Genomic DNA, 12,372 nt, shown 5'->3' with positions numbered 1-12,372 from the left:
CACGTCCATATTGATAAGGTAATCCTAAATGCTCACGTAAAGTTGTTCCTTCATAATCCTTCATGAAACAATTATTTTAAAACCACAGCAAAAGTGGTACCATTACCTTATTCCTTATAAGCAATAATAACAAGTACTGTTATTTTTAATAGGTACTATGTTTTTTGATAGTAATGAGATTTCATTTGGCTATTTTAGGAGGAGAAATGTGACTAACAATACGAAGTTCCATTTACCTGACTGTGGTTTAACAAAAGTTCAACAAATGTTAGGAGGGAAATGGAAACTCTTACTTCTATGGTATCTCTCAGAGGGGCCTAGACGTTTTGGGGAGATCCGTCGATGTTTCCCAGAGACTACTGAGGCCATGTTGACAAAACAGTTGAGGGAACTGGAGCAGGATAAATTAATCCATCGTGAAGTATTCAAGGTAGTTCCGCCAAGAGTAGAGTATTCATTAACAGATTTAGGATCAAAATTTTTCCCAATTATACAGGCAATGAATGATTGGGGGGAAGATAATTTGAAGGATTAAACCCATTCGATGATTACTTGATATAGTTGTTTTTTGATAGTCGCTAAACACAATTAGCATTACTATTAGGGGATTCGTTGCTCATATTTTGAGCTAGGCAGCGAGGCATAGCCAGTAGTGACCGGTGGGTTCCATGTCGATGATGATGTCGCTTAGTTGGTGCGTTTCCTGCAGCTCTTTCATCCACTGCAACAGTTGGTTGAAGCCGGCAGCGTCGTTGGAGAAGTGAAGAGGAGTGCCAAGAAGAATTCCACGGAAGTTGACGGCGCGAGCAACATTGGACAGCTGGACGATGTCGATGCCAACGACAAGATGCACTTCAAGATAGAACGAACTCATTAAAAAGGCTAAAAGGGCTATGACCCGTGACTAACCCATCTTACGGGGCGCTCGTTTTTGTGCAAAGCGCAAAATTAACGCTCTACAGGATCCTAACGGGCAGGTTACGCTAATTACACCATCATTCAGGCAGTATGATATTTTATACAATCAAACCTTTTATTAACATCAAATAGGAGTCCATATATGAAACGTATTGCGATTTGCCCAGGAAGTTTTGATCCGATAACAAACGGACACTTGGATGTAATAAAGAGGACTGCTGATCTCTTTGATGAAGTCATCGTAGCGCCGTTATACAACCCTAACAAGAAAGCATTGTTCTCCTTGGAAGAGAAAATCGAGCTTATTTCTCAGTGTACCTCTGACATCCCCAATATAAAAATTGAAAGCTTTTCTGGTCTTCTTACAGATTTTTTTGTAATTAAACAAGCCACTGTCGTAGTAAAAGGTCTACGGGCAGTTTCGGACTATGAGTATGAACTTCAGATGGCAGTAGGTAACCGACATTTAAATAACAAATTAGAAACACTTTTTATGCCGACTTCAACAGAATTTTCATATCTTAGTTCAAGTATGGTTAAAGAAGTTGCGAGATTAGGCGGTACAGTCGAGAAGTGGGTACATCCTAGGGTTGTAGAAGCACTTGAACAAAAATATCGAGGCAAATTTTAGACTGTTAATACATATTTCCATGAAGATTAAGCGAACATTACGTGTTAAGCTAACTGGGAACGATAGTTGAAAAGCCAAACGAATAAAGCTGCCGGCGTGCAACCGGCAGCTTTATTACGTTAACGGGCAGGATAGTTGCATAAGTGATAAAATATTTATGATAGCCTTAGCCTTTGATTTATAAGATTAAATATATTCCGGTTATAAGAACAACAAACCCATTTAAATTAACAAAAGAATATGAGGAATAGGTATGTACATAGTAGGAATTTTCAGGCATATAAAAAGAAATACGATAATTTTGAATGCTAGGGCTCTTAACGAAATTGGTATTGCGCAAGCTACAAATAGGATAATATTAATTGAACATCCAGTGAACGCTGAAGAAATAGGTAGTAAATTTATCGAACTTATCTCTTACTGTATGGATAATCCATATCTGACGTCAGATATGGGGGATGGAAAACTCGAGGCTTTATTAGGTTACAAATCATTTTCCAAGTTTCTAAAAGAACATATACATGTAACTTCTGAACTTTCTAGTGATATGGTCACGTTGAATTTAAATTCAACTCGTCATGTAAGCGGAGGGTTTATTGGTATTGAATATGAAGAGAACTTAAAATTAAGTGATAAAACAGAGGTGGGAAATAGTATCATTAGAGCATTAGATAATTCACGTTAATTTTTCTTATTAAAATTAATCCTTAAAGTTCACAGATTTTAGGATATTAAGCTAACGGGAAACAATAGCTCAGCAACACGACAGTAGCCGGTGTATTTCATTCGGCTGCTTTTTTGTTGAACTAAGGGCAGATTTTCTCAACTAAAGGGCAGGATAGTTACATGAACCTCCCTATCATTAACCCATTTTTCTATAAATAGTTTCTAGTCTAGCCAATAGTTAGCTATTAGTCCATGCTGAAGAAAAACAACTCACGTACACTGTACAATCTTTATAGGAGGTGTCATGGTTGAGTTGTCCCGATACAAAAAAACGGTGCAAAAGGAAACCCATTATTGTATCCCATCCAAAAGGGAAGAAAAAGAAACGTCATCCGCATAAAAAGCATATTTGTATAAAGTGTCCCCCGCTTAACGGACAGCAATTATTAAGTGGACTTGCTGAAGCAATTGTAGAGGCTGGGCCTCAAGGACTTGCGGGAGCACTTGGACCCCAAGGATTAACAGGACTTGTGGGAGCAATCGGCGCACTTGGACCTGAAGGATTAGCAGGAGCACTTGGACCCCAAGGAGCAGCAGGCCTTGCAGGAGCGATTGGCTCACTTGGACCCCAAGGACTCGCAGGAGCACTTGGACCCCAAGGAGTAGCAGGCCTTGTAGGAGCGATCGGTTCACTAGGACCTGAAGGCCTTGCAGGAGCACTTGGACCCCAAGGAGCAGCAGGCCTTGCAGGAGCGATTGGCGCGCTTGGACCCCAAGGATTGGCGGGGCTTGCAGGAGCAATTGGCGCAGCTGGAGTGACGGGTCTAACAGGAGCAACTGGACCAGCTGGTCCAGCAGGACCTGTAGGGCCGACAGGCGGAGTATTAGGCTTTGCGGACTTCTTTGCCTTGATGCCTCCTGATAATGCAGCAACTGTGGCTCCTAATACGGACGTTAGTTTTCCGCAAGATGGTCCAATTAGCGGGACAGCAATTACCCGTTTAAATGCGAGCTCATTTAACTTGGCGGCAATTGGCACATATCAGGTTTTGTTTCAGGTAAACGTAAACGAAGCGGGTCAATTGCTTTTAACGTTAAATGGAGCTGACCTAGCTTATACGGTGGTTGGGCGTGCAACTGGAACTTCTCAAATCGTAGGAATGGCGCTTGTGCAAACAACGGTCATTAATTCAGTGATCACAGTTCGGAATCCTGCAGGTAATGCCGCGGCACTCACAATTACCCCATTAGCTGGAGGGACCAGGTCGGATTCTGCACATCTTGTTATTATGCAGATTGCATAGAGGGTAAAAATCTATACGGGATTCTTTACTCCTATGATTGGGCGCATTCTCCGTATGCACTGGACAGAATGGTAAAACAGGGATATTTTCTATTTGACATAGAGAACATCCCTGTTAGATATTTAGTTAGAAAAGGTATATAAATTAGATATTATCCAACATTTTTTTGTATAGTTGTTCAAGCTAACGGGAGACGTTAGTTCTAAACAATATACCGGCAGCAGATCAGAGATCCGCTGCCGGTTTTTATTGAAGTAAAGGGCAGATTAGTTGGAATTTTCTATAATGCTCCCTAACACAAAACTATAATTCTATAGGGTATGGTTTGGGCGGGGGGACTTTCTGTGGTAGGTCCATATATAACAATTAGATCTCGGTTCGCAGGGGTTCTAGAAAAGCGTTGCCCATTTGTTAATACTATTTGAGTATATGGAGCAATATTTAATCGTAATCGTCCATCACTACTCACCAACTCAGTATTAAAATAATCTACTTTTACATTCTGATAGGGGCTATTTTTTACTATGACAATTGCTTGATACTGTGGAGGGTAAATTAGAAGAGCAGGTGCATTTCCGTCATAATATCCAGTCACTTGATCTCCTACTGACACCATTACATGGTCTACAAAATAAGTTTTGGGTGACACCACGAAATTTACTAATGCTCCCAATCCGTTGTCTACAGAATTAATTTATAGCATCCTTCACCATTTTGACCTGTAAAAAAATCATTAATCGCAGTGATAGTCCCGTGAAAAGAATAAAAATTTGTCATACAATACCTCCTTTTGCTTTGCTCTATAAAAATAATGCACTATTCGTAAAGTCAAATAACCTGTATTTACAATATGTAGGTTAATAACTATATGATTGTGCAAATACCCATAAAGGAGATTCCTCAGTGAATAGCGTGTTGCGCTAACGGGAGACGTTAGTTGAGCAGTCCTGAGCATTTTTGTCGAGGCAGCTACTCTTTTGTTCATTCAGCTATTGGGCAGTTTAGCTCAAATAAAACTGTGTTTAACCTGGAGGAAAAAGCTTCCTAATTACGAATGATGTACTTAAGAAGATATATTCCATAAGATTATCATTCACGAAAAAAAGGAGTTTACTATGATTAAAGGTAAGGTTATCCTGTTGAACGGTGTTTCAAGTTCAGGCAAATCTACAATAGCAAAACTATTGTCGGAAAAATTACCAAACTATTTAGTATTGGGGTTTGACGATATAGGCTGTTTACTATCAACAATGCGTAACAATAAAAAAGAACCTTCTACATGGGACATTATAAACAAACAAAACTATGACCTGCATTTTAAAACATTTATATTGCACAGACTGACTAAAGTTATCTCAGAATATTCTTTTAACATCATTATTGATACTGTTTTAGATGCAGAAAGCGATATCGCGGATTTTTTAGAGCAGTTCAAGGATGAAGATGTATTATATGTCGGCGTGCATTGTCCGACCGAAGAATTGGAAAGACGTGAACGCCTTCGTGGTGACAGAACTATCGGTATTGCAAAGGAACAATTGAAAATTGTACATCAAAATATGAAATACGACGTTGAGATCAATACATACGAGAATTCAACGGAAGAATGCGTATCAAAAATATTGAATACCTTAACAGTTAACCAAATTGTCTAGTTGAGAGAAGATCGAGGATTGAGTTTTTAAATACCTTATAGCAACTTTGATTATTACGCTAACTGGGAACGATAGTTTAGAACACGACAGCAGCTGATTACTCGGCTGCTGTTTTTGAAAGTGAAGGCAATTCTGCCGCATGGGTTCCTCACTACGAACGGGCAGGTTAACGCAACAATACGATGAAAGCTTCGTCTGTATAAGTAAGATATTGAGGGGAAGTGAAAAGTTGCGTAAAGCGATACTTTTTTGGATAGTGCTGTTGCTACTTACGGCATGTTCAAATGGAAATGGTGCTTCGCAAAACACCGAATTTTCTGAAAATCACGCAATTTCCAAAGTGATTACAAGCGAAAGAAGTGTAAGTTTTTCTTCAAATGTAAGTTTTCCTACTGAGGCGAGTAGAGTCAAAGGTATCATACACGGCGGGGGACCAGCTCCAGGAATAACGATTCCTGGGGAGTTTGAGTCCTCTGCAAAAAGGGTGAGTGAGGATACATTTATCGTTACTTTAACAGAATATTGGAAGGCAGAAGACTTTCGAGATTCAGCAGGAAAAAAAGGTACTCTGAGTGCATATTGGAAATATGAAGTTACACCAAATAAGATAAAATTTCTCGAACAAGGTGGGGACTCGTCTCCTGAACTTATCGAGTAGCATGAATCGTGTACGCTAATACTTCATCGATTAAGCTAAATGGAAACAATAGCGGAACAGCGGATGCCGATGAATCCGTTTTTTGTTCGCTGAGCGAACGGGCAGGATAGTTGAATAACTCAAAAAACCATTCAACCTTCTAATTCCATTTATCGTCTACAGATTAGAGGTTTTATGGAGGTGATTATTGTGAAAAAGTATTTACTTACCTTCTTGTTGCAACGAGAAGAATCAGGACTCTATTCAGGAAAACGGTGGAGTTTCAGTTAATCTGATATGTAGTCGGCAGGACAATACAAATAAATGCACAGACCAGCAATTCAATGATATCCAATCATTCCAAGTTTTCAAAACAGCTATAGATGGTGCAGAGAAAATGCCGGGTATACTTAATTATATAGCAGAATACAATTTGAAGATTAAATTTCAGGATCAAACAACAAAAACTTACCATCTATCATTAGGTACAAATAGTGATATGAAAGGGCTATTGGTAGACCTTGAAAATACTAATCAAGGTTATGAAATTCCTGTAGTAGATGCAAATAAATTAAGGGAATTGATTAAGGGTTAGTAAATTTTGCATTAAGCTATCGGTGAACTTTAGCTTAATCAATAAAGTATGGCAGTTGGGCAATGGCCGGAAGATATTATGGATGATACAGAGCTAATTACCTTAGTCACTCATGATCCTAATCTCTTCGATTTACTCAATATTGGTGATGTTGGAATTGCAGTTGTAAGAGGGAAAACATTGGTCAAATTTCAGAATGATAAAAATAACTTCTAGTAAAAATAGAAATTGTCTTAAGCTATCGGGAAACGATAGCTCCATACTCACCTACGACGAAGCTGCCGGTATATCGGCAGCTTTATCACGTTTTAACGGGCAGAATAACCTAATCCATTTTGTAAAAAATATCCATGAGGTGAGTTTGATTGTTTGCCAAGGTACTATTGTTAACAAGCTTGCTGTTTGGACAAGCACATATGCCTGGAAGAGCGATAATCGGAAATGTGTCCACAAATATGCCTTCGGGAGGCGGCATATGGTCATTCATACCAAGTGGTGTTACAAAGATGACTATATATGTTGAAGCTGAAAATACAGAAACAGTTTTGTTCTGGCTAGTCCCCACAGGAACACAAACATGGGGAGAGAGAGAACTCATTGGTTACGATAAGAATGGAAGTGATGGTTGGTCATTAACGTGGGAATTTGGAAATCGAGTACTTCATGACCACATTCATGTTCAAGCTTTGGGGAGTGATAGGTCTTCTCAATCCAATGATTATATTAACGTAATTACAGAATTGAAGTAACTGGGAACTCTAGCTTAATAAAAATGTCTAAAACCTTCTATTAGAAGCAAACTAGTAATAGATGCTCTAATGGGAGGTTTTTCTTATGCTTATAATCGATTTATGGTCATTGTATGAGGCAGATAAACGTATCCAGGGATTTAGCACGAATACTTTGAGAGCTTATGCATTGCAACTAAAAATATTAGTTAAAGAGCTTGGTGATCTGGATATTACTGAAGTAACCTTAAATTTATTGAAGGAGTATTTGGCTAAGCAGTCTAATCGATTAAAGCCAAGTAGCCTAGGACACCGCATTCGATTTATTCGTTCTCTTTTCCGGTTTGCGTTTGAGGAAACGTATTCCGAAATTTCTTGTGGAGGAAGACGTTATTCATCTTAAGATCTCTTGTAAGTCACTCCGGGAAAGAGCACTTCTAGAGTGTCTTTATAGTACAGGGTGCCGAATAGGAGAGGTAGAGAAAATAAACATTGAGGATCTGAATTGGGAGAACTGCTCAGCTATTGTCAATGGCAAGGGTGCCAAACAAAGGGAAGTTTACTTTACTACCGAGTGTAAAGTATGGCTCAGAAAGTACTTGGCCAGTCGTGATGACTCGTGTAAGGCTATGTTTGTTACTGATAAATATCCAGTGAAACGAATGGCTATCCCTACTCTTAGATGGACATTAAAACGGCTCGCAGACCGGGGAGAGCTTAAGGCAAATGTATATCCACATCGATTCGTCATACCTATGCATGTCAACTCCTAGATAACGGTGCACCGCTTGATTTCATCCAGGGCATGTTAGGACAAGCAGCTGGCTTATGAATAAATTGCTGTTACTCAACGAAGGGCAGATTAGCTTAATTATAAGTATTCTTTAAGCCCCAAAATATGGGGTTTAATGGTAAACTCAAAGTATTATCTATAGCATGGTTGAGGGAGTGATCTGCGTGGAATTACATAGCGGAGCATGTAATAAATAATTATTCTACTTAGAAAGGACAACACTTTTCGATGATAATACATAGTTATGACTACAAAAACCATGACGAGTACCGAGCAAGCTTCAATCGACTTTCCAAACTAGTATTTGGGATTGACTTCGAAGAATGGTACCAAAAGGGAGCCTGGGGCGAACGCTATATTTGCCATTCATTTGTTGAAGATGACCAAATAATCGCGAATGTTTCGGTAAGTAAAATGGATTTGGTTATTAATGGTGAAAGCAAAAGAGCACTACAAATTGGAACGGTAATGACTCATCCCGAGCATCGGGGTAAGGGATTGTCCAGACAACTGATGGAGTATGTATTGAAAACCTACGAAGGCACATGTGATTTGCTTTTCTTATTTGCGAACAGCACCGTGCTCGAATTTTACCCCAAGTTTGGATTTACGGTATTACCTGAACATCAATTTTATTTAAACATAGCTGTTCAGCCCGCAGGTGAACCAACTTTACTGGAAAAACTGGATGTTTTGAAAGAAAAGCATTGGGATTTAATTAAACAAATGCTTTCTTCCCGTAGACCCATTTCAAAACATGTTGGTGTCACAAACAGCGAAGGTTTATTTCAATTTTATGCTTTGAACATCTTCCACGAATGCCTATATTACTCGCGAACTGACGATGCCATTATCGTTTTTGAGCATGAAGGCGATTTGCTGCATTTGTATGAAGTGATCAGCGACAAACAGGTGAACATGGAAACGTTGGTCTCGCGAATTACTACGAAACAAACAAAGAAAGTACGGTTTCACTTCAGACCTGATCAACTCCTCAACAAAGCTTATGTAGAACCCTATGGTGAGCATGAAGATGTCTTGTTTATTAGACCGCTTTCTGATTTGGGAAAGCTACCCGTGTTTTGTATACCTACGCTGGCTCATGCTTAGCGGCTAAGTTAACGATTCCGGTCGTGACAGGGCCATCATCCAGCAAAGGATGGCCCTAAAACTTGCCGTAATAAACAGCGCAGAGAACCGTATTATAAGTAACCGTCACGCTAACAGGAGACTTTAATTAAACAAAACTAGGTAAACTGCCGAAATGATTCTCTTCAAACATCTAATGACCGTTAGGAAGTGACAAATTGATTGTATTGTTGGAGAAAATTATGGAAGAGGGATTAGATGTTCTAAAAAATCTCTTTGAATTTGCTGCTTATGATCTGTCAGAGCTAAGTAGATCCACTATTAATGAAACGGGATCGTATATCTCGAATCTCAATTACAGAGAATGGTATGGAGATCCAAACTATAATTTATATTTTATTCGAGTTGATGGGGAATTAGCTGGCTTTGTAATCATTAAGTATTTATCCGTAGAAGGAATATACTATCTCAATCACTTTTTTGTCTTGAGGAAATATCGTAGGAATAATATTGGCAAGCAAGCTGCAATAAAGGCATTTAAATTATATACGGGAAAATGGAGAGTGAGTGAATTCGATTGGAATACTCCAGCACAAATCTTTTGGAGAAAAGTTATTAAGGAGTATACAAACGGTCAATACAATGAGATCAGGAGAATTGATAACAAAGGTCCAGCACAAGAGTTTACAATGTGAATTAGATTAATGTTACACAAATGATAGTGTCAGGGATTGAATTAACGGGGAACTTTTAGCATAACAACTAAATAGGCTTACGGGCTGCTGCTTCCTGATTTTTTGTTACTTTTGAAACAAGCGATCAGAGTCAGAAGCAGCAGCGGGACAAATCCGGCTACACCAATCCATAACGGCCATATGTTCGAGACAATATCGTTCCATTGAATTTGGCTGTCGAACATGACGACCGACAGGAATAGGGTTATAAGAGCAAGAGGGAATACCAGAAGCCGGTCGTTCTGCAGGCCAAAGAGGCGTGTTAAAGTTAAATTTAAAACGAACAGTGCAACCGTTGCTTTCATGTAAGAAGCGGCAATTAATGTCATGCCAATAACGGATTCGATACGTTGAATAATGTCTTGAAAGTCAATCAGACGTGCAACCATATACAAAGAATATTTGACGTCACCTGAGACTGGTCCGGCTACAAAAATCACGCAAATCACGGCTAGGATTAAGATGATAATGTTGAGAAGCAGTGCGATAAACATCCAGCGGTTTAAACTGTATTTTTTGTTCGGATTTTTCTTTACGAACGGTAGCAGCATGGCAAACAGGATTGATTCCGCGTACGGAAATCCAAACGTAAAGAATGCCCCGTGCAAAACCGGCTTTATGCCATCCGGCATGATCGGCAAGATATAGTTAGGATGATAATTGGGTATCGAAAGCAGCAGCACAATAAACACGAAAAACAGCATAATCAGAATAAGGTTCGTGAACATGCGCACCATCACTTCAATGCCGGCTCGCACCGTAAACGCAATGAGTGTGAAGGTAAAGGCGTTAAATACAAAGATGGGCGTTTTTTTCATCATCGTTGTGGTCAGGAATAATCCCATATCAAGAACGATTCCGGAAGCCATATGACATACAAACAGGATAAGAGGGACGGATAGCAAAGCAGTAAACCAAGGCCCAAGCATTTCCTTGGCATAATCGATATAAGTAAAGCCCGGATATTTATTGTGCAAATAAAGAATACAGGCCATAGCTAAGAAACCAAATGTGCTCGAAATAAGAAGAGACATCCAAGCCCCGTTTTGTGCGAAACCAATGAGCGGACCAGGGATGTTGATGATAGCGGATCCGGTCATGAAGATAAAATACAAGGTGGACATTTGCACGGGACTGACCGTTTCTTTTACATTCACAACATAATCCCCCTTAGGATATTTAAAACATGTCACGGCTTGGATTCAAAATAGGTCGCGATCATTTTCGCCGGTGCGGAAAAAATGAAATTGGCGAGGTCAGGGAGATCCGGCCAATCTTTTCCTATCGCATAATCAAGTCCCAGATAGACAGCCGCCACCATGGTCATCCCGTAAACGGCACGCCCTCGCTTGTTGCTTTTTTTATAATTAGGAGCGTCAAAGACGAATACGACCGCGAAGACCATGATCACAATACCGAGTCGGATTATCATTCATTTACTTCTCCTTATACTTGGAGTACGGTTTTCCAACATTCACGCCAGTATGAAGCACTTGGATCTCAACATGACTTTCGAAATGAGCAAGGGCGAAACGCTCGTCCCAGTTCTCTTCCCATCGTTTCCATACTGCGGGATGCCTGGCGAATATTTTGTTGCCAATGCCTAACGCATCTAGTCGTTTGGTTTGTAGTTCCGCTATCAAACCCAAAAATTGCTGCTCGACCGTATTCTTAATTCTTTCTTTGTACGCGACCTCGTCTTCTCTCTTCACGATGGAAGAACAATGCAATTCGCTAACCGTTCCTGTAATTCTCGTATTGAACTTAACGGTCAGTGAATCCCCCTGAATAGTAGGCACAACCTTCGTTTTTGCCGAAAAGACTTCGAGACCGTCCTTCATATGTTCGTTCTCTTTACCGCAAGGGATTTCAATATTCCCCCCCTTGTATTGATTGTTCAGCATCAAGAATAGCTGAACTTTAGTTGAAGACAGGGAGCTTACCTGTTTACCTCCTTTTAAAATAGAAATGCCCGAGGCTGAAAGCTCTGTGGAATTTTTGGATAATCGAATGTAGGGCAGCAGGGCAATTCCAACCTCGCTGTTCAGTTGGATGCTCAGCTCCAGAAGATTCGTGTGAACGGACTTTGCCGAATAACGGGATGCCGCAATCTCCATGGATCGCAGCTGCTCACCAAGCGTAGACTCAATTATTGGTTTTACTTTCAGATAGTCAGCGGCTTCTCCCTTTGTAACGAGAACTAAAGTCGTTCCCCGCGGCTCATGATCCCTGGCGAAAAAATCCATGATATCCCCGATATCCCTCTGCTGGAGCGTTTTTTCATTAATTAGAATGACCCGCATATGATCCCATTTGGCTTTACGTCCGAAATGAATCGAGATGTCTCTGACTGCCTCAAAAACCGTATGAGCTTCGGATTGAATCGTGAATGATCTTGAGCCTAATTGATTGCCATCCTCGCTGCTTCCGCTTCCCCCAGTTGGTTTGAAGAAAAGCGTGGTTAATTTCAATTTGCCGTTTTTCGCTGTATCAAAGGCTACAGCCTGAACATAGGCGAACTCAACCAGTTCGGCCTTATCCCAGCACCCGGTTAAAAGGAACAGACAGAGGAGTATAATGGTCATCGATTTGATTGTTCTCATAATCATTTTTCTCCTCTAG

General features: G+C 40.1%; 16 protein-coding genes and 1 pseudogene. 12 read left to right on the top strand and 5 right to left on the bottom strand.

What is annotated here, in order from left to right:
- The first annotated feature begins 265 nt into the window (after window positions 1-265).
- The gene (locus AC0YNT_RS20700) at window positions 266-535 is read left to right on the top strand and encodes a winged helix-turn-helix transcriptional regulator (protein ID WP_475806399.1); all 270 of its coding nucleotides are present in this window, start codon (window positions 266-268) and stop codon (window positions 533-535) included.
- Window positions 536-628: 93 nt separating this feature from the next.
- Here AC0YNT_RS20700 and AC0YNT_RS20695 read toward each other — a convergent pair whose 3' ends face one another.
- Window positions 629-874, bottom strand: a complete 246-nt coding sequence (locus tag AC0YNT_RS20695; protein ID WP_475806336.1) for an IS110 family transposase — start codon at window positions 872-874, stop codon at window positions 629-631.
- Between the two features lie 186 nt (window positions 875-1,060).
- On the opposite strand from AC0YNT_RS20695, the gene coaD reads away from it, so the two are divergent.
- The 3 genes from coaD to AC0YNT_RS20680 all read left to right on the top strand — a co-directional run bounded on the left by coaD (window position 1,061) and on the right by AC0YNT_RS20680 (window position 3,519).
- Window positions 1,061-1,549 carry a pantetheine-phosphate adenylyltransferase gene (gene coaD / locus AC0YNT_RS20690; RefSeq protein WP_475806335.1) on the top strand — a complete coding sequence of 163 codons (489 nt, stop codon included), beginning with the start codon at window positions 1,061-1,063 and terminating at the stop codon, window positions 1,547-1,549.
- 253 nt (window positions 1,550-1,802) lie between these two features.
- Entirely contained in the window at window positions 1,803-2,234 is a 432-nt protein-coding gene (locus AC0YNT_RS20685) for a hypothetical protein (protein WP_475806334.1), read from the top strand.
- A gap of 289 nt (window positions 2,235-2,523) precedes the next feature.
- The gene (locus tag AC0YNT_RS20680) at window positions 2,524-3,519 is read left to right on the top strand and encodes a collagen-like protein (RefSeq protein WP_475806333.1); all 996 of its coding nucleotides are present in this window, start codon (window positions 2,524-2,526) and stop codon (window positions 3,517-3,519) included.
- Between the two features lie 292 nt (window positions 3,520-3,811).
- On the opposite strand, the pseudogene AC0YNT_RS20675 reads toward AC0YNT_RS20680, so the two are convergent.
- Window positions 3,812-4,296, bottom strand: a pseudogene (locus tag AC0YNT_RS20675) (hypothetical protein).
- Between the two features lie 338 nt (window positions 4,297-4,634).
- Here AC0YNT_RS20675 and AC0YNT_RS20670 point away from each other — a divergent pair.
- From AC0YNT_RS20670 to AC0YNT_RS20635, 8 genes are all read left to right on the top strand, one after another.
- Entirely contained in the window at window positions 4,635-5,174 is a 540-nt protein-coding gene (locus AC0YNT_RS20670) for a phosphotransferase-like protein (RefSeq protein ID WP_475806332.1), read from the top strand.
- A 229-nt stretch (window positions 5,175-5,403) separates the two neighbouring features.
- Window positions 5,404-5,832: a hypothetical protein gene (locus AC0YNT_RS20665; RefSeq protein ID WP_475806331.1), complete on the top strand. Its 429-nt coding sequence runs from the start codon at window positions 5,404-5,406 to the stop codon at window positions 5,830-5,832.
- Window positions 5,833-6,031: 199 nt separating this feature from the next.
- Window positions 6,032-6,406 carry a YhfM domain-containing protein gene (locus AC0YNT_RS20660; RefSeq protein WP_475806398.1) on the top strand — a complete coding sequence of 125 codons (375 nt, stop codon included), beginning with the start codon at window positions 6,032-6,034 and terminating at the stop codon, window positions 6,404-6,406.
- A 365-nt stretch (window positions 6,407-6,771) separates the two neighbouring features.
- Window positions 6,772-7,155 (top strand): hypothetical protein, encoded by a 384-nt coding sequence (locus AC0YNT_RS20655; protein WP_475806330.1) that lies wholly within the window; start codon window positions 6,772-6,774, stop codon window positions 7,153-7,155.
- An 85-nt stretch (window positions 7,156-7,240) separates the two neighbouring features.
- On the top strand, window positions 7,241-7,537 hold the full coding sequence (locus AC0YNT_RS20650) for a site-specific integrase (RefSeq protein WP_475806329.1): 297 nt from the start codon (window positions 7,241-7,243) through the stop codon (window positions 7,535-7,537).
- Window positions 7,512-7,907: a tyrosine-type recombinase/integrase gene (locus tag AC0YNT_RS20645; protein WP_475806328.1), complete on the top strand. Its 396-nt coding sequence runs from the start codon at window positions 7,512-7,514 to the stop codon at window positions 7,905-7,907. The genes AC0YNT_RS20650 and AC0YNT_RS20645 overlap by 26 nt, the downstream gene beginning before the upstream one ends.
- A 248-nt stretch (window positions 7,908-8,155) precedes the next feature.
- Window positions 8,156-9,037, top strand: a complete 882-nt coding sequence (locus AC0YNT_RS20640; RefSeq protein ID WP_475806327.1) for a GNAT family N-acetyltransferase — start codon at window positions 8,156-8,158, stop codon at window positions 9,035-9,037.
- Between the two features lie 197 nt (window positions 9,038-9,234).
- Window positions 9,235-9,711 carry a GNAT family N-acetyltransferase gene (locus AC0YNT_RS20635; protein ID WP_475806326.1) on the top strand — a complete coding sequence of 159 codons (477 nt, stop codon included), beginning with the start codon at window positions 9,235-9,237 and terminating at the stop codon, window positions 9,709-9,711.
- 77 nt (window positions 9,712-9,788) lie between these two features.
- Here AC0YNT_RS20635 and AC0YNT_RS20630 read toward each other — a convergent pair whose 3' ends face one another.
- From AC0YNT_RS20630 to AC0YNT_RS20620, 3 genes are read right to left on the bottom strand one after another with little or no spacing between them, the layout of a single operon-like run.
- Entirely contained in the window at window positions 9,789-10,907 is a 1,119-nt protein-coding gene (locus AC0YNT_RS20630) for a GerAB/ArcD/ProY family transporter (RefSeq protein WP_475806325.1), read from the bottom strand.
- A 32-nt stretch (window positions 10,908-10,939) separates the two neighbouring features.
- Entirely contained in the window at window positions 10,940-11,182 is a 243-nt protein-coding gene (locus AC0YNT_RS20625; RefSeq protein WP_475806324.1) for a hypothetical protein, read from the bottom strand.
- Between the two features lie 4 nt (window positions 11,183-11,186).
- A complete protein-coding gene (locus AC0YNT_RS20620; RefSeq protein WP_475806323.1) occupies window positions 11,187-12,353 on the bottom strand; it encodes a Ger(x)C family spore germination protein in 1,167 nt (388 codons plus the stop codon).
- Window positions 12,354-12,372: the final 19 nt, after the last annotated feature.

The organism is Paenibacillus sp. J22R56, from assembly GCF_056269375.1.
The sequence above is the reverse complement of the archived record's forward strand: the minus strand, read 5'-3'. Positions and strand labels throughout refer to the sequence as shown.

Bases quoted from the DNA above. Each gene is read 5' to 3' on its own strand.
- AC0YNT_RS20640 (WP_475806327.1), top strand. From the start codon at position 8,156: ATGATAATACATAGTTATGACTACAAAAACCATGACGAGTACCGAGCA.
- AC0YNT_RS20700 (WP_475806399.1), top strand. From the start codon at position 266: ATGTTAGGAGGGAAATGGAAACTCTTACTTCTATGGTATCTCTCAGAG.
- AC0YNT_RS20650 (WP_475806329.1), top strand. From the start codon at position 7,241: ATGCTTATAATCGATTTATGGTCATTGTATGAGGCAGATAAACGTATC.
- coaD (WP_475806335.1), top strand. From the start codon at position 1,061: ATGAAACGTATTGCGATTTGCCCAGGAAGTTTTGATCCGATAACAAAC.
- AC0YNT_RS20685 (WP_475806334.1), top strand. From the start codon at position 1,803: ATGTACATAGTAGGAATTTTCAGGCATATAAAAAGAAATACGATAATT.
- AC0YNT_RS20695 (WP_475806336.1), bottom strand. From the start codon at position 874: ATGAGTTCGTTCTATCTTGAAGTGCATCTTGTCGTTGGCATCGACATC.
- AC0YNT_RS20620 (WP_475806323.1), bottom strand. From the start codon at position 12,353: ATGAGAACAATCAAATCGATGACCATTATACTCCTCTGTCTGTTCCTT.
- AC0YNT_RS20625 (WP_475806324.1), bottom strand. From the start codon at position 11,182: ATGATAATCCGACTCGGTATTGTGATCATGGTCTTCGCGGTCGTATTC.
- AC0YNT_RS20670 (WP_475806332.1), top strand. From the start codon at position 4,635: ATGATTAAAGGTAAGGTTATCCTGTTGAACGGTGTTTCAAGTTCAGGC.